The sequence below is a fragment of the Actinoplanes rectilineatus genome (assembly GCF_000962825.1).
GTDB lineage: Bacteria > Actinomycetota > Actinomycetes > Mycobacteriales > Micromonosporaceae > Actinoplanes > Actinoplanes rectilineatus.
This window is the reverse complement of the sequence record NZ_JZKF01000004.1, coordinates 219,543-239,674: the sequence shown is the minus strand read 5'-3', so window position 1 is coordinate 239,674 and position 20,132 is coordinate 219,543. Positions and strand designations below refer to the sequence as shown.

Annotated in this window: 14 protein-coding genes; 8 read left to right on the top strand and 6 right to left on the bottom strand. The window is 66.1% G+C overall.

Annotation, left to right across the window (positions count from 1 at the left end):
* Positions 1-1,044: tyrosine-type recombinase/integrase (locus WH85_RS04710; protein WP_157410772.1), on the top strand; the 1,044-nt coding region annotated here is incomplete at its 5' end.
* A gap of 678 nt (positions 1,045-1,722) precedes the next feature.
* Here WH85_RS04710 and WH85_RS04705 read toward each other — a convergent pair.
* The 4 genes from WH85_RS04705 to WH85_RS04690 form a co-directional block, all read right to left on the bottom strand.
* Positions 1,723-4,959 carry a DEAD/DEAH box helicase gene (locus tag WH85_RS04705; protein WP_045740384.1) on the bottom strand — a complete coding sequence of 1,079 codons (3,237 nt, stop codon included), beginning with the start codon at positions 4,957-4,959 and terminating at the stop codon, positions 1,723-1,725.
* Between the two features lie 192 nt (positions 4,960-5,151).
* Positions 5,152-6,522, bottom strand: coding sequence for an AbiJ-related protein (locus WH85_RS04700; RefSeq protein WP_045740383.1), 1,371 nt, complete (start codon positions 6,520-6,522; stop codon positions 5,152-5,154).
* A gap of 69 nt (positions 6,523-6,591) precedes the next feature.
* Positions 6,592-7,368 (bottom strand): hypothetical protein, encoded by a 777-nt coding sequence (locus WH85_RS04695; RefSeq protein ID WP_157410771.1) that lies wholly within the window; start codon positions 7,366-7,368, stop codon positions 6,592-6,594.
* A 126-nt stretch (positions 7,369-7,494) separates the two neighbouring features.
* Positions 7,495-8,442 (bottom strand): hypothetical protein, encoded by a 948-nt coding sequence (locus WH85_RS04690; protein ID WP_157410770.1) that lies wholly within the window; start codon positions 8,440-8,442, stop codon positions 7,495-7,497.
* Between the two features lie 833 nt (positions 8,443-9,275).
* On the opposite strand from WH85_RS04690, the gene WH85_RS04685 reads away from it, so the two are divergent.
* From WH85_RS04685 to WH85_RS04655, 7 genes are all read left to right on the top strand, one after another.
* Positions 9,276-10,703, top strand: coding sequence for a GNAT family N-acetyltransferase (locus tag WH85_RS04685; protein ID WP_157410769.1), 1,428 nt, complete (start codon positions 9,276-9,278; stop codon positions 10,701-10,703).
* Positions 10,700-13,672 (top strand): ATP-binding protein, encoded by a 2,973-nt coding sequence (locus WH85_RS04680; RefSeq protein ID WP_045740379.1) that lies wholly within the window; start codon positions 10,700-10,702, stop codon positions 13,670-13,672. Before WH85_RS04685 ends, WH85_RS04680 begins: the two co-directional genes overlap by 4 nt.
* Before the next feature lie 113 nt (positions 13,673-13,785).
* On the top strand, positions 13,786-14,352 hold the full coding sequence (locus WH85_RS46690) for a hypothetical protein (RefSeq protein WP_052720154.1): 567 nt from the start codon (positions 13,786-13,788) through the stop codon (positions 14,350-14,352).
* Positions 14,349-14,894 carry a hypothetical protein gene (locus WH85_RS52765; protein ID WP_245673815.1) on the top strand — a complete coding sequence of 182 codons (546 nt, stop codon included), beginning with the start codon at positions 14,349-14,351 and terminating at the stop codon, positions 14,892-14,894. Before WH85_RS46690 ends, WH85_RS52765 begins: the two co-directional genes overlap by 4 nt.
* 348 nt (positions 14,895-15,242) lie before the next feature.
* Complete coding sequence (locus WH85_RS04665) at positions 15,243-15,572, top strand: ArsR/SmtB family transcription factor (protein WP_045740378.1); 330 nt, start codon at positions 15,243-15,245, stop codon at positions 15,570-15,572.
* On the top strand, positions 15,572-16,279 hold the full coding sequence (locus WH85_RS04660) for a cation efflux transmembrane domain-containing protein (RefSeq protein WP_083448792.1): 708 nt from the start codon (positions 15,572-15,574) through the stop codon (positions 16,277-16,279). Before WH85_RS04665 ends, WH85_RS04660 begins: the two co-directional genes overlap by 1 nt.
* Positions 16,280-16,319: 40 nt before the next feature.
* Positions 16,320-17,174 carry a sulfite exporter TauE/SafE family protein gene (locus WH85_RS04655; protein ID WP_245673814.1) on the top strand — a complete coding sequence of 285 codons (855 nt, stop codon included), beginning with the start codon at positions 16,320-16,322 and terminating at the stop codon, positions 17,172-17,174.
* A 135-nt stretch (positions 17,175-17,309) separates the two neighbouring features.
* Here the strand turns inward: WH85_RS04655 and WH85_RS04650 are convergent, their stop codons facing one another.
* Positions 17,310-18,836 (bottom strand): NAD(P)-binding domain-containing protein, encoded by a 1,527-nt coding sequence (locus tag WH85_RS04650; protein ID WP_211275278.1) that lies wholly within the window; start codon positions 18,834-18,836, stop codon positions 17,310-17,312.
* On the bottom strand, positions 18,833-20,128 hold the full coding sequence (locus WH85_RS04645) for an MFS transporter (protein WP_045740377.1): 1,296 nt from the start codon (positions 20,126-20,128) through the stop codon (positions 18,833-18,835). Before WH85_RS04645 ends, WH85_RS04650 begins: the two co-directional genes overlap by 4 nt.
* Positions 20,129-20,132: the final 4 nt, after the last annotated feature.

The window sequence follows — 20,132 nt, the reverse complement described above, 5'->3', positions numbered from 1 at the left end:
GTCACACGCTCACGCAGATCATCGGGATACTTCTTCGGGGCCGGCATCGTTGAATCATCTCCCAGGTTTCGATGCCTCCATCAAACCCGGGGCGGGACAGAAACTGTCGCCCATTACCTGACCGGATGGCTTGAGGCGAGATCCAAGATCCTCAAGCCGAACACCGTGCGCCGCTACAGCGACTACGTCAGCAAGGACCTGATACCAGCCTTCGGCAAGATACGGCTGGAGCGGCTCAGCCACGCTCACATCCTGCAGTTCGTCAGCCAGCAGCAGGCCGCCAACCGCGGCCCGACCACGCTGCGGCGCTGCGTTATCTGCCTGTCCAGCGCGCTCAACGAAGCCGTCCGCACCCGCTGGCTGCCCTATAACGCCGCCCGCTTCGTCCGGCTGCCACGTCTCCCCCGCAAGGACCTCATCTGCTGGACCAACGAAGAAGCCGGCACCTTCCTGCGCTACTGCCACGAGGTCAACGACCTACACGCCGACCTGTACGAGCTGATGATTTGCACTGGTATGCGCAAGGGCGAGGCACTCGGCCTGTGCTGGGCCGATATCCATCGGGAGCAGCGTCTGCTCTTCGTCCGCCGTAACCTGATCGCCGTCGACAACTCCCGCGCCGAGTTCAGCGATCCCAAGACTCCGTACAGCCGCGCCTGGATCGCCTTGTCACAACGCTCCCTCAGCGCACTACGTCGGCAGCGGGCACGCCAGTACCGTCAACGCCTGGCAACACGCGACTACGACGACATGGGCCTGGTGTTCTGCCGACCCGACGGACACCCGCTCCGACCGCAGTACGCACTCGACCACTTCCGCAAGCTTTCCGAGGAGGCCGGCGTACCGAGGATCCGTCTGCACGACCTGCGGCACCTCGCCGCCACCATCATGATCAGCTCCGGCGTGCCACTCGGATCGGTATCCAAGACGCTGCGGCACAGCACCATCGCCACCACGGTCGACATCTACGGCCACCTCACACCGCAGGTAGCCCAGGACGCCGTCGACGCTGCCGCAGCCGCCCTCGACACCCGCGCCGCATGACGCAACCGTTCACCCCTTGAGCGGGCGACAAGGATGCACCGCCTGACCAGGGGTTTCAGTAGTTGTGGTCGCGATGTGGTCGCACCCGGCGAAGGTAAGCGCGACACGCGAGATACCGGTGCCGGGCGCCGTCGTTAGCCAGCCTCACCGGTCACAGAAGGATCAGCGGCGCCAGCGCACCCGAACCAAAAGATGGCAGTATTCTCATCAGCCACAACGACGATCCGCCTCGAAGCAGTTGCCGAAATCGCGACCACACTGCGACCACAACTGCCTAAATACAGGACAGCGGATATTCCCAATCAGGAATATCCGCTGTTCAGATGCGTCGGGCTGACAGGATTTGAACCTGCGACCCCTTGACCCCCCAGCATTTGGGGGCCCCAGCGACGTGCTAACTAACGTTTTACCAGGTCACTGAAAAGTATACTCAGCCGAGTAAAGGTGTCCAAGGGGTTACCCCTTCCGTGTACATGCTCATAGTACTTGACCTGCATGTTCATGGCCGCGCTTGTCCAAGAGCGATGCTCTCAGCGCTTCCGACCCGACCGTGACAGGGTTCTTCGACCCTGCAGACAGGGCTAAATCTTCCCGTGCCATGACACCTTTGCTCCGAGGACTTGACTCGGCATCAGCGTTATGGCGTGGTGGCTAGTTTCTTTCGGTGTCGCACTGCCGCTATGGACTGCACCAGACAATGAGTGGCGCTTTGATTGTCGTATTGAGGTATGCCTGCGTCGAGGCAAGAAGGTTGAGTTGCTGTGGAGTAACCCTTGTCGCTGACAGTCCTGGCTGAACGATCACCATCTCCATCTTGCGTCTGAGGATGCTGGCCTTTTCCTGAATCTTGTAGAGAGTCTTGATGTCGCCTACCTCAAAAGGGGAGACTCCGTCCCTGCTGTACTTCTTGCGTGCACGGTCGTCCAGGGTATGGAAGAAGTGCTGCAAATCCCCGCGGCGCCACATAACCGATTTCTGGGTTTGCCCGCAGACCTCGTACAGGTCATCGACGCGGGCACCAGCTGTCGGCCCGTGTGAATATTTGCAGTGCACGAGACGGATCAGCAGAGTGTCTTTGGTGATTCGGATGGCGACGATGTCGGCGATCTCACCGCTCCCGTCGTCGTCGATGATGAGGTCCCAGGGTTCGAGCTCTGCTTTGAGTTCGTCGATCGCCCGGTATTGGATGGAATCGGTAAGGCGGTCTTTGGTTTGGGATTCGACCTTGAGGTCAGTGCCAGTCCAGTTGACGGGTACAAGTTCTTCGCGGTCGAACGGAGGCCGGTCCCAGGTTGGTTTGTAGAGCAGATCGCCCTCGATGATGCGATCGTCGTCGAGGATGAGGATCAGGCCGTTGTGGTTGAGCCAGTCGCTCAGGCTGAGTTCGGAGCGGGCCCTGACTACTGTGATCTCGTCGTCGGTGATGCAGCGGTAGCGCAGGTGCCCCTGCTCGACGGTGGCCTCGTAGGTCGCCGTCCAGCCTTTGGTACGGACGTCGAAGCGGAACGTGCCTTCGGTGGTGGTCGTGTCGGGTACGAGGTCGGTATAGACGGCCTCGTAGACGACGTCGTTCATTGAGAGGCGCACGGTGTCTGCCTGCATGGTGTGCAGTTGCCATGGCCACTCCACCGCAAGGAGAGTTCCGCTGGGCCGGCCAGTAAGCCGCTCGGGCAGCAGGAACTGGCCGATGACCTTGTCGATGCTGATCGTGTCGTCGAGCAGCTTTTCGCCGACGGTGTCACACCAATCGCGCCAGTGCTTAAGGTCTCGAGCGGTGGCGTGGGACCAGATGCGGCCTTTGAGTGATGCGCTGATGCTGACGCGCTCGCCTTCGCGGTAGCCGCCGCCGGAGATGTTGGTCTGTGACTTGGTGCCGGCTTCAGCTTGGGTGAAGCTGGCGGTGACGTCGGAACCGACGTGCATGGAGAAGCGGCGGAATTGGTCGTGGGCGTCGAGGACCCCGACGTTGGTGGGGATGAGGCGGTCGATGTCGGCCATGACGCGGTAGACGGTTGAGCCGGTGAATCGGGTGGCGCCGGGGCCGAGGAGGGCTTCGGCGAGGTCTTCGAAGACGCCGTCGTTGGCAGAGTTGTTGATGTAGAGCAGCCGTCGGTCGTGGTCGAAGTAGAGGACGTAGAGCTCGTAGGTGACTTCTTCGATGGTTTTGAGGTCGCCCCAGCCGACTTCGTCGCGGTTTTCGATGACGAACCAGGCGATGCCGGCTTCGACGTTGAGTCCAAGAGGCTGGGTGTAGAGGCGCTCTTCGCCGAAGAAGTCGACGACGTTCTCGGGTTCCCAGTCGTCGCTCGGGGCGCGGTAGACGACGGTGCTCAGCTTGGGCAGGAGGCTGCGTAGGGCGACTTCATCCGGAAGGCTGGTGAAGCCTGCCTCGAAGTCGCTGGCGTCTTGCTGTGCGTCGACGGCGGCCTCGGTGAGGTTGCGCAGGATCAGGTTCCAGTCAGAGTCTTCGGCGTAGAGGGTGCGCAGGCGCTTGTCGACGTCGATCTCGGAGCGGGCGACGAAGATGGAAGCGTCGCCGTACTTCCCACTGGATGAGGTGCGTGCGAAGCGGCCGATGAACTGCAGGGTGACGCCGAGGCTTTTCTGGGGCTCGTGCACCGCGGCGACTTTCAGTGACGGTAGGTCGAATCCTTCGCCGAGCATGTTGACGCAGATGACGATGCGGGAGCGGCCTTCGCGTAGTGCCGCGATGGCCTCGGTCTGCTGCTTCTTGGGCAACTGGTGGTTGATGATCACTGGGGACAGGTCGGCGGCGAGCTCTTCGTAGAGGGGCTGGACATCCTTGGCGCGACGGATGCCGCCGACGCGGGCCATGAGTACGTGGTCGAGGCCGGCGGCGAGATCGGCGCGCAGCTTGGCAATGCTTTGTTCTGCGACCGCCCGGTCGAGGTTGTCGAAGTCGATGACGGCGGTGTAGTCGATTTGAGAGAAGTAGCCTTGGGCTTGAGCTTCGCGTAGCGGGAATGCGTAAATGGTGCGGCCCTGCAGGTGTTTGCCGTCTTCGCGGAACGGTGTCGCCGTGAACTGGACAACGTCCTTTTCGGTGAAGTGTTCTCGGATGTCGGACCATGTGCGTGCGGCGACGTGGTGGGCCTCGTCGACGAACAGGTGCGAGCAGGTGGCGGTCAACGCCTCGAGTGCTTCGGGGACGCAGGCGTTCAGCACCTGCGGGGTGGCGACGATGACGTTGCAGGCCTGCGCGAATTCTTGTGCTTCTTCGGCGCTGGTGAAGCCGTGCTGTACCCGTCCGACGTTCGGCCGCAGCGCGTGGGCGGTGACGATGCCGAGTTCCTGGAGTACGCCCAGTGTCTCGAACTTGCCGGCGATCTGTTCACGGAGTGCGTCGGATGGCACCAGGACCAGAAGGCGTTGCAGGCGGGCGGCGACCAGCAGGGCGAGCATCGTCTCGGTCTTGCCGGTCCCTGTTGGCATGACGACTGTGGCGGGCGTGGTGCGTTTGGTTGTCCAGTAGCCGAGGACTGCGTGTAGGGCGCCCCGTTGTGGCGACCGTAGGCCCGGGTTCTCCTTGGTGCCCTCGTTATAGGTGATGGCGTCTCGGTAGGAGTCGAGAACGGCCGAGGGATCCTGTCGTAGGAGGAGAGTCGGCTTCCGCCATGAGGCGTTCGTCAGCGGATTCCCAGCGGCTGTTCCTGGGGGAAGGGCGAGCCAGAGGACGTCGTCGCCGAGGGGCCGATCGCTGCTCGATGCGGGCCAGTCGCCGTAGTTGTTGGCTGCTCGCAGCTCGCCATCGTGGACGGCGGCGGTCGGAAACGTGCTCGCGGGGACGAGGAGTTGTTTGACGCGGTTGCCGCCGAAGGTGTCGGCTCGTGCCCAAACAGAAGGGGAACGCCAGCCCTTGTGTTTGCGCTCTTCGCTGTTGCCGAGCGTAGTCATCGATGGGCAAGATCTCACGCCGTGGTAATCATGCGTTAATTGACATGAAGCTATCGTGTTGATCCATTACCACCGTCGATCTTGTGAGCGAGTTTCGCTTTAGATCATGCTCTCGAGGCGATCGCGCGGGTGCTGCAATTGGATCTTTCGATTTATCGGGCGAGGCGGGTCGTCGGTGAGCGCGGCGACCTGTCAGTCAGTGCTGACCTGGTGGCGGCGGAACAGGTCGGCGAAGAACTGGGTGAGCAGGCTGCGGGCCCGGTCATGGTCACGCAGATCGTGGGCGCCGAAGCGGTGTACTTCGTAGCCGGCCAGGGTGAGGTTGCGGCTGCCGGTCATGGTCCGCGCATAGGTCGACGGGTCCGCGCGTCCGTCGATGGCGTAGTGGGTCTGGCCGTCGACTTCCAGGACGATGCGGCCACCGCCAGGGACCAGCAGCAGGAAGTCCATGCGCAGGTTCAGCAGTGCGGCGGCGCCGCGCTGCTTGACGGTCTGTGGATCCCAGTGCAGCCAGACTTCCGGCAACAGGGCGGGAAGGTCGTGCACCCTGTCCCGGTGGATGTCGTGGTAGAGGTCGAACAGGAGCTGCTGCGGCGGGGAGCTGCCGGGCAGGCTCTGACGCAGGCGCCGGTACAGGTCGATCTTGGCTTGCTCGTCGGTGTCGGTCGCGCGGGTGTCCCGCCACCACACCTGCAGATCGCGCCAGCGCACCCCATCCGCGCCGATCGGCCGGTCGTAGACCAGTACGGCGTCGGCGTTACTGACGATCTCGATGTCGTTGTCGATCGCGTCGCTCAGCCGCAGGTCCGGCTTGACGGGCGAGGCGAAGATCAGGTTCTTGGGCCGCCCGGTGCGGGAGCGAGCCTTTAGGAGGGTGAAGACGGGATACCCCTCGATGGTGCCAGTTTCCCGCAGTTCCAGGCCTGCGTCGGCGAGCGGCGGATTGATAGCGGCGACCAGGTCGCGTTGCGCCTGCTCGTCCGGGATCGTCTCGCTGGACACCATGCCTTCCAGCAGCAGAGCGAACCGCCGGTCCGAGGCGTCGATTGCGCCGAGTTCGTCGAAGAGCTGGTCGGGGGTCCAGTCGTCGTTGTTGAAGACGTGCTGGTCGATGCGGCCGCCAAGGCTGCGGTCACGGCCTACGAGCGCCGCCAGGGGGATGTCGTCGAGGACGAACAGATTGGCGAGCAGGCCCCGGAAACGCGCGGGGTGATCAACCAGGTGGGTCAGCGGGAGCCGGCGGGCGATGTCCCGGCGGATCCGCTTGGGCACCGGGTACCCGGTGCCCGCCCAGAGAAGGTCCTGGATTCGGTTGCGGGTCGGCGCGCCAAGGAACTCGTAGCCGTCGAGCAGGCGCTGCGCGATGGCGGGGAGCTGGTCGACGGTGATGATGGCGATGCTGCTCTCGGCCCGTTCGGCTTTCGACTCGCCGGCCGAGGAGGCAGGCAGGCCGAACCGGATCAGCTCGCCATCCAGCCGTGGGTGGCTGACGTTCTGGCAGATGTCGTGGAGGACGTTGCTCACGACCTCGCGTAGCTGCACCGTGTCCGTCTGATCGGCCATCGTCCAATGATGGCAGCCGACTTGGTCCCTGCCGGCGCACCCCGGGAAGCCCAGCGATGCGCCACCATGTCACCGGTCGGGGAGCCTGCGGGTGCTGCGACCGACGTCGTCGGCAGCAGCGCGCAGCTGAGCAGCCTTTTCGCTGAGCTTCAGCGCTCTCAGGGCCGCTGCGGCGTCTGACAGTTCCGACGCGGCGGCTTTTAAGTGCAGCGATGCATACGTGTCTGCGGCCTCGTTCAGTGCACGAGCGGAGGCGGCGAGGCGGTAGGCGTCTGTCTCGGACAGCATGGAAACGACCAGCCGCAGCTCCTGGACGGCGTTGTTGCTGATGCGCCCGGTGCTGTCGGCTTCCTCGACGACCGTTTCCAGACGGTCGATTAGGGACGCAAGGCGTTCGCTAGGGTCCTCGAAGTACTTGGCCAGCGAGCGTTCCAAAGATTCTTGCGTGACCGTGCCGGTCAGGACTCCGAAGATGGCCACTTCCTTGTCGTTCTTCCACGTCAGCAGCGCTTCAGCTGGGTAAAGCCGCGCACCGTTGGTGGGATCGTCGACGGCGTTGTGGTGGGCCTTGCAGAGCAGGAGAAGGTGGCGCCAGTCGTCGCGTTGACGGTCGGTGAGGTCTTCGCGGAACCGGGGGGCGTTGCGTTTGACACCGTAAATGTGGGCGACCTCGACGTTCATCCGTGGGCCGCCGACCCCCGTGTCAAGGAACGCGGGTTGGACACAGCCGGGCGCGTAGCAGGTGCCGTTACTCACCGCGTACAGCGCGCGTTTGACGGTTTCGGAGATGTCTCCGCGTTTCCCGGTTCCGCGCGGCTCGCCGGTAGCCCGATCTGCGCCATTCATGTCTGTCACTGTCTCACGCACGGTGCGATCTACGGCGGTGATCGCAGGAGTGCTTCAAGACTGAGCTTCACCTCTTCATACGGCCGCGAGGGGTACAGGCTTCAAGGTGCCTGGGCGGGCTCTTTGTCAGGCTGCGACGCGGTCGGGCCGCGTCGGTGCGAAGGTGCTGTCGAAGTCGCATCGAGTACAGAGATGTCGCCGGTGCATTTCGAGGACCGCTCCGCCGAGGGTCATGGTGGCGTAGTTGGCGCTCGCCTCATCGGTACGTGTGGAGCCGCCAGCGGCCAGGCCGAGCGCTTCGAGGTGGCCGGCGATCTGGCCGGGCTGCAGCCCTGAGCACCAGGTAAGCACCGACGGCGTCTCGGCGTCCGATGAGCATGCCAGCTGCAGGTGTCTTGCCCAATGGCCTAAGCCGTGTCGGGTGCCCCTGGGATCGTGCAGGAACACCGACTGGATGCAGAACAGCGCGCTGGTGATCTCGGTGTGCGGTTGCGGTTGCCAGACCGGCGCCCACCGCTTCTCGAGATCGGTCAGTGAATGTTCGCGCCAGACCGGCCGGTAGGAGCGTTCTTCGTCGCCGCGGTGCATCCGCCTTTCAGTCGACAGCAGCTCCTCGCGGAATCGCGGCGGCCAGCCGCTGTCGTCGTGGATCTCGACCGTTGTCGCGGTCGGGAGGTGGATGAGCCGGTAGCCGTAGGTGGTGCAGGCATCGAGCCGCAGCCCGGGGATCCCGGCGCAGCGGGGGTACCGCTTGTCGGGATCGGTGTAGGGCAGCAGGTAGGCGCACATGCGGTGGGCGACGGTGGAGCCCATGGCGATGCGGTCGGGCTGCGGGGAAACCCAGGTGCCGTAGTAGTCGAACAGGCCGGCCAGGTGGCGGCCCTTCAGCGCATCCCAGTCGTGGCTTCTGCCGTTCGCGAACAGCCGGATGAGCACGCTTTGCAAGGCCTTTTGACTTGCGGGCATGGTGATTGTCTGGTCGCGTGGGGGCAGGCCGGCTGCGGCGAGGTGTGCCGGCTCGTAGGTGAGGTGACGTCGTTCTGCGCGACGGCGCCGGTCAGAGACGTGGGGCATGATGCATCTCCAGCTGAGCCGCGTCCCGGACCGCGGCCGCCAGGTGCGGACGCGACAAGTCTCGTGTGTGTTCGGAGTTCGGTGGTTGCAGGAGATTGGGCTCCAACCCTTGTCGTCGCGGTGGCGCCGCTCCGGGGCGGTGCGCTGACGGCAGACCTCTCCCTGGCCTGCCGGGCAAATGTACGGCCGATCTTTCAGGAATCCGGCGAAACTCGCTGGCAAGGTCACCCTCTCGTTGATCGGAATCCCTCGAGTGGGTGCACCACCGATGCGATGGCAACGTCGGCGCACCCGCTGCCGATTGATGGCCCTACCCACGTTGCGTAGACCGTCCTAGGATCCTCGGCTTCCGGCGTCATACCACCCGTGCGGAGGAGCCCTCCCCGTTCGGTATACACGGACCCTCGACACAGCGAGTCACGGTCGACCGCTCGTCTGCGGCTGAACTCCACTGTCGAGAGGCGCCTTCGGAAGGATGGGCAGGCCACGGCGGCGAGCCCCGCGGGTTACCTATCCGCCGTTAGAAGTGATCTTGAGCGGATGCGACCCGTCCATCGAAGATGTCGTACGGCAACGCTACGGTTACCTTCGGTACCGTTCGCGACGGAGGACTGCACATGGCTAAACGGCGCAGCAGCCGGAGCAAGCGCAGAGAACCAATTCGCCGCAGCATCCCGCCGTCCCGCCCAGCAGCTGATCCACCCTCCATCGCCAGCTCGGACCTTACTGATCGGCATGCCGCGGAGGGCTGGCCGATCGACGACCAGATGCGGGTTCGCTTGGCTCGGCCAGACGACATACCCGCCCTGGAGAGACTGTCGGCCGCCGCAGGCGTGGATCTGGACGAAGAAGTCGTCCAGGCCGTCATCACGGGTGCCGTGGCCGCCGCCCTGAGAGCTGGACTTGAGGGCGGCAGAGAGGCGTTCGTCGAGCACCTGGCCGAGCAATTTTTCGCCAACCAGACCGGGGATCAGACCGTCACCCTGCAACACGCCACACTGGTTCTCGTCGCTGACCATGCCGTGCGAGGAGTCGTCGGCGCGCTGGTCGCGTTCCCACCGACCAGGGTGATTGAGAGTCTGCTGGAACACCTGCGCAGGACGGGTGCCAATGGACTGCAGATGACCCAGCTTCTCTACTCCGCGGTTATGGGTATGACGCGGATAAAGACGATCGCCGTCGACGAGCCCCTGCGGCGCAACGGGGTCGGCGGCGCTTTGCTGCTGCGCTGCTGGCAGATCTTCGAGCGCAACGGCCACACGATCATCTTCGGCCAGGCGGACGACTCGCCTGCCTTGTCGCGGTTCTTCCGCCGGCACGGTTTCGTGATGCTCGAACCCGACAGCGGCTTCGATCCATGGGTGATCGTCGGCGTGCACGCCGACGTTCGGCCTGATATCGGCCAGCGGACCTTCCTGTGGCGCCGTGGCCACCACCGTCAGGCCACAGCGCCCCGATCACGCCCGCGCGACAGCCGTGACGGCCTGGCAAAGGCGGGCTCAGCGTCGCAACATCCCGCCGGGCAGCCGTCGTATCGGGAGGAGAGACCACTTCCGCCGGTCAATTCCGGCACGGTCCCGCTCGTGATCGGCGCCGCCGAGGACCCTCGCACGGCACCACTGAACCTGGTGGCGGCCGCCGCCTGCCAGGCCGGCCACCGAGCGAGCGCTGAAGCCCGTGCACGGCTGCATCATGTCGTGGTGTCAGCGCTTCGTCGTCTCGGCTTCCACGCCCAGGTGTTCGCGGCGCAGGTGACCGCTTGGCGAGAAGACAGCCCGGACGATGCCCCGGTCACGGTGACAGCTGCGGGCTCGCATGCTGCTGCTGATGCGGTGCCGGGAGGGCACACCATAGTGTGGACCAAGTCGCTCGGGGCGCTAGTGGATGTCATGGCGTTCTTCGACGAGCGGATTCGTGATCTAGCCGCGGACGGGTTGCAAGAGTTGATCGCCTCACCGGCGATCGTGCCTTTAGCAAGCCTCGAGCCGTTTGTTGCGGCTGGGGCGATGCCGGCGATTGAGCGAGGTCCCATCCGCATCGGATGGCAGCTGTTCGGCGCCGTTGAAACCCCTCCGACGCACCGAACCGATGCAGACGCCATCCGCCGGGGCGGGGAAGTGTTGGCTGACGCCGCCGTTGATCTGCTGCTCGCCGCCGACTGCTACGTCGATCTGGCACCCATGCATACCCGGTTCCCCCATCTGCGTGCCGTAATGACGCAGCGCGCGAACCACCTGTGGACCTCGGCGGGTGACCGGTGAGCCGCGAAAATGACGGCGGCCGTATCGCGGCGCGTGGTCTGCGCTACCAGTACCTTCGGACGCTGGAAGCGCTGCTTGATGCTCTCGACGACGATGTCGTCGCCGCAGTGCGTATCGAGGGCCCGCACGGTGCCGAACAGGTCAATGCCGTGGACTTCGACGTGGTCGCCGGCGACGACCGGGTCATGCTGGCGGCGCAGGTCAAGAGTGTTGCCCCCGGCGGTACGGTCAGCGCCGCCACCGCCTTCGGGCAACTGGCGCAGCTGATCAGCGAGCACGACGCTGAGAGATACCAGTTGCTGACCAACGCAGTCCCAGAACTGAGCGCGCAACAGTTCGCCGCTGTCCTGGCCTCAACCGCTCAACCAGACGACATACGCACAGCCCTGATGACGGTTCTGGCGAACGCTCCTGCTCGACGCGAACAGCTCACCGCTTTCAACGATGAGCAGCTGCGGCGGCTGGCCCGGGCCCGGGTGGTGTTCGACCTGCGCGACGTCAGCGAGCTACGCGAGGCCTTACGCGAAAGGATTCGCAGTCTCCGCAACACCCACCGCGAAGGTCTCGGCTCGCAGTCCGCAGGTCTCTTGACGCGCGCCCTCACCGCTGAGGTGTTCGATCGCGCTGCTGAAGCAGCGGAATCGGTCTTCACCCTGGAACGGTTCCGGGAGCTGCTGCTCGTGGACGGCTCGACATTGGCCCTGGCCACAGGCGCTCGCGACTGGGGCGTCGTGGTGGGCACCATGCCGCCTATCCCGGACGTCGGCCGACCTGATCTGCTGGAGCCCCTGGTCGCAGCCCTGCGGCACACCGATCGTCGACATCCGACACGGGCGGTACTTACCGGACCATCAGGGATCGGCAAGTCCAGCCTCGCTGCCGACTACCTGGCAGACCGGGCCGACACCTACGACGTCATCTTCTGGGTCGACGGCGAAACCCCGTTCACGCTTCTGGCCGCGTTCCGGCAAGTCTCGGCGTACCTGCGCACAGGCTCCCCCGACGCCGCAAGCAGTGCCACGGAGGCCGCTCTTCGCGCCGAGGTGCACACCGAGCTCAGCCGCTTCCCCGGCCGGTGGGCACTGGTCATCGACAACGTCTCCGACCCACGCCTCGCGCAATCCTGGATCCCCGCGACCGGCGACGGCCACATCATCCTCACCGCCATCGACGCCACAGCCCGATACCGGTCGGCCACCGTCCTCGACGTCGGCGCGATGACAGACGAGCAAGCCATGGCGCTCCTGGCCCGCCGGTTCAACCTCCTGGCAATGAGCGGGCTGACGCTCGAACAGCGAGCGGGACTACGTCAGCTCGCCGGCGCCCTGGGGAATTATCCCCTCGCATTGGAGCTTGCCGCCGGCTACCTCGATAGCCTCGGCCTGGGCCTGCGCGATCTCGACGCCTACCTCGAACGGCTGAAGATGCGGTCGCTCGCCGACGAGCAATCCATCCCGGCGGATTACCCGCGTTCTCTCGTCGCCGCGGTGTCGCTATGTCTGGAGCGGCTCACCAGCCGGGCCGGCAGCGACGGTGGAGAGGCGGCTCACCTGGCGTGGGGGATGATCGGATATGCCGCCTACCTGGCCTCCCGTCAGCAGCCTGTCCACTTGCTCGCTGCCGCGGTCGTCATCGATCCCGACGCTACCGGCCGTCCGATGGGACCACTGTTGCTCGACCCGGCGGCCTACCCCGTTGACGAGGCGACGCGGGAACTACGCCGCTTCTCGCTGGTCACCTACGACGCAGACCTGCCCCAGAAGACAGATTCACTGCAGGTCGGTTCCGAACGCACCATCGCCGTCAATACAGTCATCCAGGACGTACTGCGGGCGTCGATCCCGTTTCATGACGGCACGCCCGACGCGTTCGACCGGCTGGCCAACCACGTCGAGCGATGGCACACCGCAGCCGCAGAACTGAACCTTCTACACCGCGCCGCCGTCCTCTTCAGCCATGCCAACACGCTGGCCCACCATCTGGTATCCGTCGGTATCGGCAGCGAACGCATCGCTCTGTTATTCGGCAATCTGGCAGGTGCATATCTCGTACGGGGCGAGCCTGCCGCCGCGGAAGGCCTGCTCCGGCTCGAGATCGACGTCCTGCGCCAGGCGAGCCAACCCAACGAGCTACTCATCGTGCAAGCCGAACTCACACTCGTCGAGTTCGCAGCGCACGACATCAGCAAAGCACCGATCGACCTGGCCCTTCTGACCGCATACCTGGAACATGCCGTAACTTTCGCGCAAAAGATTGTCGATCAATCTCGTGACGCCACGGTCAGGCTCCTTTATCAGGCTTCGAAACTGTTGGAAACGCCTCACCTCTCAGCGCTCGCCAACGCCCGCCTGCACCAGCTTAAGAACACCTGCGACGATCGGCTTGCCAACCTCGGATCCAGCACGTACACCGCCGCACTCGAAGCCGTCTACACCGCGAACGAAGCGTTGTCCAGCGCAGAACCCGGCCGCGCCGAACGACTGTGCCGCACCACCTTGGATCAAGGAGTTCTCACCGGCCAACCTGAGCTCTTCGCACGCCGGCTGCTCATCGAGTCCCTCGCCGCCCAGCATCGCTGGAGCAGTGCGGCAACAGAATTCAAACAGCTGAAAGCCGCTTTCGGACCCAGCGCCATGCACCACGACGTCGTCCCTGACCTCGTGCACAACGTCGGCATGCACTGCTCTGTAGCAATATTGCTAACAAAGGATGAGCTAGCCGCCGAACTGCTGACGGACGTCATCGAATGGCCAGCAGTCCGAGTCGCACACGGTTACGTGACCAACGAATACCAAGCTCGAATGCGATTGCTAACGGCAATCAAGGACCTCGCCTACGAGGACTACGCATCGGCCGAGAAATTCCTCCGCTCCTACACGCCTGCCGACCTGCGAAGCGAAGGCACTGAAAACCGCGGATGGCTCACCCTATGGCAGCAACTGCGACTCGCCACTATCCACCTCGAGTAGAGCAGCGAAATTGACGGACGCAGTGCACGCCCCGCGAGCCACCGACAAGCAGGCGGGAGCGGTACCAGCGCACCCCCATTGGAACCTATCGAGCGACAGGAGGCGAAGTTAGCATGGACGCCGATCTTGAAAGTGAGCTGCGGCAGCTGCGCGAGCAGGCGGCGACGCACGTCGCTCGATGGTCCCTGCGGACGCCGATCAAGACGATGCTGTACCACCTGACGCGCGGTCGTATTGACCGCAGGCCCCGGCCCACTCTCGGGGACCTGCCCAGGTTGAACAGCCCGTGGCAGGACACCGACTCCGGCCGATACTTCGGGTGGCGATGCCGGCAGGCGAACCTGCGAGGTGGCGAGGCGTTCGTTGTGGAATACATCGTCTGCTCGCGCTGCGCGATCGGCTGGGTCGACCGGCCATATACCGATGAGCGGTATCAGCGCAGCGGAGTGGCTGCCGCCGGCTTTCGGGCCCTTCGCGCCGAGCATCCCGAGGTGACAGCCTGGTACGCCGCGAGCGGGCTCATGCCCGACTCGAAAGCCTTCTGGGCAGCCGTCGGTACCGGTGTTCCCGGCGGCTACAGCTCGCAGGAAATGTGCGCGCACGTCGCTCATCAGGGTGGCGTGTTGCCGGGTTGGGCGCTGAAACGGCTGAGTCCGGCTGAAGGAGGCCGAGCATCATGAACGTCGATCTTGAGCGCGAACTGCGGCGGCTACGGGAGCAAGCGGCCACCGAGGTCGTTCGCTGGCCCAGCCGTGAACCGATCTGGACCGCGGTGTACAACCTGACCCGAGGGCGTATCGACCGGCGACCGCGATACACCACGGGGCAGTTGCCGGCGTTGGACAGTCCGTGGCAAGACACCGACTCCGGCAGATACTTCGGTTGGCGGTGCCGACGAGCCAACCTCAACCGCGGCCAGGCCTTCGTGATGGAGTACATCGTCTGCCCGCACTGCCGGATCGGCTGGGTCGACAAGCCGTACACCATCGAGCGTTATCAGCGCGGCGGACTCGCAGCAGCCGCTCTGCGCGCGCTGCGCGAAGAGCATTCCGGGATGGCCTGGCATACCGGTAGCGGACACGTGAGTTCGTCGAAGGCGTTCTGGGTGAGAGTCGGCGACGGCGTTGAAGGCGGCTACCTCCCTCGGAAACTGTGCGTACACGTTGCCAGGCACGGCGGGGTCCTGCCTGACTGGCTGCTGAAGCGGCGCGGCGATCTCTAAAGCCGTCCTGCCAGGCTTCAGGCGGGCGCGGGACGCCGCCTGTACCAATCGACTGGACTGGCACGGCCCGGCTGATCGAGCTGCCAGGACAGCCATTCGCGTGAGCGTCTTCGCGGAGGTGTTCAAGAGGCACATTCGTGGGCTGCACACGCTCGGCAAGATCCGAACCACGGCTGGAGGCTTGCGATACGACGTAGGCCACGTTGCCTAAAGCGTCCTAGGAATGTCGTGAGTGAACGCCAAGCCGCCTCACCCGGACCCGCACGCAGGCCGATCGCCGCTCAATCTGAGCACTCGCTAGTTGATCCATCGTTCGCTGAATACATCGATGGCTGTACTGTCGCGGATATGGAGTCGGTGACACACGGCCAGGTTCTGGCCCGCTTCGGGCACGCCCTGTCCGACCCCACCCGCGCCCGCCTGCTGCTCGCCTTGCGTGACGCGCCCGGCTACCCTGCCGAACTCGCCGACCTGATCGGCGTTACCCGGCAGAACCTGTCCAACCACCTGGCCTGCCTACGCGGCTGCGGCCTGGTCGTCGCTGTCCCCGAAGGCCGCCGGACCCGATACGAACTCACCGACACGCGAATCCGGCACGCCCTCGACGACCTGCTCGGGCTCGTGCTGGCCGTCGACCCGGCCGCCTGCCCGGAGGCCGCGGACAAGGGCTGCTGCTGATGAGCCTGCCCCTACTCCCCCTAGTTCCTACCGCGTCGGCGCCCGAGCGCCGCGCCGTGCTGGCCCACCGGATCCGCTGGTTCGTCGCCGCCACGATCGCCTACAACACCGTTGAGGCCGTCGTCGCCATCAGCGCCGGCACCGCCGCATCGTCGACCGCGCTGATCGGCTTCGGCCTCGACTCGATCATCGAGGTGTCCTCCGCCGCGGCGGTCGCGTGGCAGTTCGCCGGCGCCGACCCCGAACGACGGGAGAAGACCGCCCTGCAGGTCATCGCGATCTCGTTCTTCGCACTTGCCGCCTACGTGAGCGTCGAATCCGTGCGCGCTCTGGTCGGCGGCGCCGCGGCCGCTCACTCCACGGTCGGTATCGTCCTGGCCGCGGTGTCCTTGGCCGTGATGCCCGGCCTGTCCTACGCACAGCGCCGCGCCGGCCGTGAACTCGGCTCCCGGACCGCGGTCGCCGACTCGAAACAGACCCTGCTCTGTACCTACCTGTCCGCGGTCCTGCTCGTCGGACTGGTCGTTAACAGTCTGTTCGGGTGGAGCTGGGCTGACTCGATCGCTGCGCTGATCATCGCTGCCGTCGCGATCAAAGAAGGCCGCGAAGCCTGGCGCGGTGACACCTGCTGCGCGCCCCTGCCCACGGTTGTGGACACAGCACCGGCCGTCTCGGTTGGCTGCGCCGACGACTGCTGCAAGAAGTAACCCCGCACCGGCTGCCGACCGCGCGACCGGCCGGTGATTGTTGCAGGCCACGTCGGCAACAATCACCGGTTACGGTGTCGACCATGTCGCGCCCGCACCTGCCGGCCCGTCGGTGCTGAGCTGGCAGACCGGGATCACCGGATTCCTTGCCGGGCTGCTGATCTCCGTCATCACCTCACCCGTCGGGGTGTCCGGCGCGGTGTTCCTGCTACCGGTCCAGCTCAGCGTCCTGCACGTCCCGAACCCTGCCGTCACCGCGACGAACCTGCTGTTCAACGTGGTCTCCGGGCCCGGTGCGCTGGCCCGCTACCGCCGCAACGGCGCGCTCACCGGCCCCTTGACCCGGCTGCTGCTCGCGGGGACCCTGCCCGGCGTCGTGCTCGGCGCCTGCATCCGCGTGTTCGCCATCCCCGGTCCTCGCGTCTTCTGCCTCGTCGTCGCTGCCGTCCTGCTACCGCTGGGGATCTGGCTCTGCGCCCGCGCTTTGCGGCCTGGCAGCCCCGACCGGCCGCCGTTGTCGCGGAGCAGCACCCTCGGACTGGGTGTCGTCGTCGGCGCTGTCGGCGGGATCTACGGCATCGGTGGCGGTTCTCTGCTCGGTCCGATCCTCGCCGGCCGCGGCACCCCGATGACCCGCATCGCGCCCGCCGCGCTGGCCTGCACGTTCGTCACGTCCGTCACCGGCGCGGTCACCTACGGCCTGCTCGGCCTCACCACCACCGGCAGCATCGCCCCACACTGGACCCTCGGCTTGCTCTGCGGGGCCGGCGGACTGATCGGCGGCTACCTCGGTGCGCGGCTGCAGCCGCACCTGCCCGAACGGCTGTTACGGCTTCTGCTCGGCGGCCTGGCCACCGCTCTTGCCGCTCTCTACCTCGTCCAAGGTCTCGGCTAGCCGATCGAGGCTCGCACGCCCACTGGCGGGAACTCGCCAAAATTGATCATGCACAGCTGTGGACTCGACCGGCGACGCTGCTGGCGGATCTGCATTCGTCGGGCACTGCCGGCTTAGCGGTCGGTCGTGTCACGGTCAGCAGCACCGGCCGGCAGCTGAGGGGGTGAGGCTGATCAACCCGGCAACGCTGGGCAGGGCACCGGGTTTGTCGTCGACGGCGGCGATCTGCATGGCGAGTTCGGGGTCCACGCCGAGCTGCGCGGCGGCGGCGCGTACGGCGTCACTGGTGCTGGCGGCGGTCGGGAGCAGGGCGATGGTGGCGGCGGCCAGGGCGCCGGGCAGCTCGGGGTCGATGCCGAGGCGGGCGGCAATGTCACGGCCGGCTTGCTCAGCGCTGATGCCGGTACCGCAGAACCCGGTTTCGGGCAGGTTGAGCTGGATGTCGTCGGCGTCGTCGAAGTCTCCGACCAGGGCGGCGGCGATCGAGCGGACCTGTTCGTAGCCGGTGGCCATCAGGAACGTCGGGGCACGTCCGTAGGACTTCATCCCGGCGGTGTAGTAGTTCGGTTCGGGGTGGGCCAGTTCGGCGTAGCCGTGCGGGACGATGGCGCTGCGCGGGTTCTCGTTCGGATCGATGAGCTCGGCGAGGGTGCGGGTGCAGCCCAGGATCGCGTCGAGGTCGAGGCGCAGTTCGGCGGCGATGCTGTGGTCGGGCCGGAACCCGGTGGCGGCCACGACCCGGTCGGCGGTGACGGTGCGCCCGTCGGTGGCGGTCAACTGGATGCCGGTGCCGTGGCGGCGCGCGGTGTGGACGCCGAAACCTTCGACCACGGTGATGGCGCCGGTGTCGAGCAGGGTCCGCAGGCCGCTGCCCAGAGCGCCGCGGGCGGGTAGCTCGTCGATGTCCTCGTCACCTAAGGCGTGTTCGGCGGTGCCGCGCAGCGCCCAGGTGATGCGGGTACCGGTGGTGGTTTCAGCGAGGCGGGCGAGGTTCAGGAGGGTATTGGCGGCGGAGTGCCCGGCGCCGACCACGATGGTGTGACGGCCGGTGTGGGTGTCGCTGTCGGCGCCGAGGATGTCGGGCAGGGCGTGATCGATGAGGTCGGTCAGGTCGTGTTCGCCGTGGGCGGACAGGCCGTTGACGCCGAGCGGGTTGGGCGTGTTCCAGGTGCCGGAGGCGTCGATGACGGCGCTGGCGAGGATGTCGGTACCGTCGCTCAGGCGTACGACGAAGGGCAGGTCGGCGCGGCCGTCGGTGCGGACCTTGTCGACGGACACGCGGCTGATCGCGGCCACGCGGGCGTTGCACCGCAAGTAGGCGGCGATGGCGGGGGTTTTGGCCAGCGGCTGCAGGTAGTCCTCGATGAGTTGCCGGCCGGTGGGCACGGTGTCGTCGTCGGGAGCCGCCCAGTCGGCAGTGTCGAGCAGCCGGCGGGCGGCGGTGTCGATGTTGTAGCGCCAGGCGCTGAACAGCGACACGTGTGCCCACGCGCGTACGGAGGTGGCGATCGTGTCGCCAGCTTCGAGGATGAGGAACGGCACGTCGCGCTCGTGCAGGTGGGCTGCGGCGGCCAGTCCGACGGGGCCGGCGCCGATGATGACGACAGGCATGTCGTGCGGTGCGGGCGGCGACGTGGCCACGTCGGGACTGTAGGCGCTCATGAGGTCTTCTCCTGAAGGTCGGTGGTGCGCGCGCCTGACGGCAGGCTGACCGAACGCGGGTAGGCGCTGGTCGCCCATAGGCTCGCTGCGGCCACTGCACACAAGGCTGCGGTGGCCAGCAGAACACTGGTGTAGGTGCCGGATGCGGAGTGCAGGGCAGCGGCGGCCAGCGGCGCGCCGGCTTTCGCGATGGTCATGGGGACCACGATCGTGCCGGCGATGGTGGCGTACCGGCGGGTGTCGTACCGGTCGGCGAGCAGCACCGGCTTCGCGATGGCGGCGACGCCGAAGCCCAGCCCGAACCCGATCACCGCGGCGATCACGGCGATGGCGTTGCGGCCGATGAACGGCAGCAGGCCGACGGCGACCGCTTGGACGGCGAACAGGACGGCGACGACGGTGCTGGTGCGGTAGCGGCGTTGGAGGCCGGTGGTGGCCAGGCGCCCGGCGACCGACAGGACCCCGAACAGCCCGGCGGTGCCGGCGGCGAAGGTGGGGGTGTGTCCCCAGCTGGTCAGGGCGGCCACGAGGTGGACGGTGACGACGCTGATGGCGGCCATGTTGGCGGTGAAGCTGACCGCCAGCAGCCAGAACACCCGGTCGGTGAAGACCGTCCTCCAAGAGATCGGCGTAGAGCCCGGCACAGGGGTGGTGGTGCCGGTGGTGTGCGGGGCTGGGCGGATGACCAGTGCGTGCAGCGGCACGGTGAGCAAAGCCAGGATGGCAGCGAGGACCAGCAGAGCGGTGCGCCAGCCGTGGTGGGCGACGAGCCAACCGGTCAAGGGCAGGAAGATGGTGCTGGCGAACCCGGCGACGACCGTGAGCGCGAGCAGGGCGTTGGCGCGGGCAGCGGGGGTGTGCCAGGCGATGATGACCGCGAACGCGGCTTCGTACAGGCTGGCCGCCGAGGCGATACCGATGCCGACCTGCACTAAGTAGAGCTGCCACAGGCTGTCCACCTGCGACCAGGCAACCAGCATCAGCACACCGAGCAGTGAGCCGGCGGTCATCAGGGCGCGTCCACCACGGCGGTCGAGCCACCGCCCGACCGGTACGGCCAAGGCTGCAGACACCAGCACGGAAGCGGTGAACGTTCCCGTGACCGCGGTGGTCGTGGTGTGCAGGTCGGTGGCCAACGGGGTCAGGAACACCGCGAACGCGTAGTACAAGGTGCCGTACCCGACGGTCTGGGTGATGGCCAGGGCGGCGACGATGCGCCGGGCCCGTCCGCGGTGCACGCTGGGGTGGCCGCCGACCTCGGGGTCGGCGGCCACCGTGTGCGGTGAGGTCATCCGG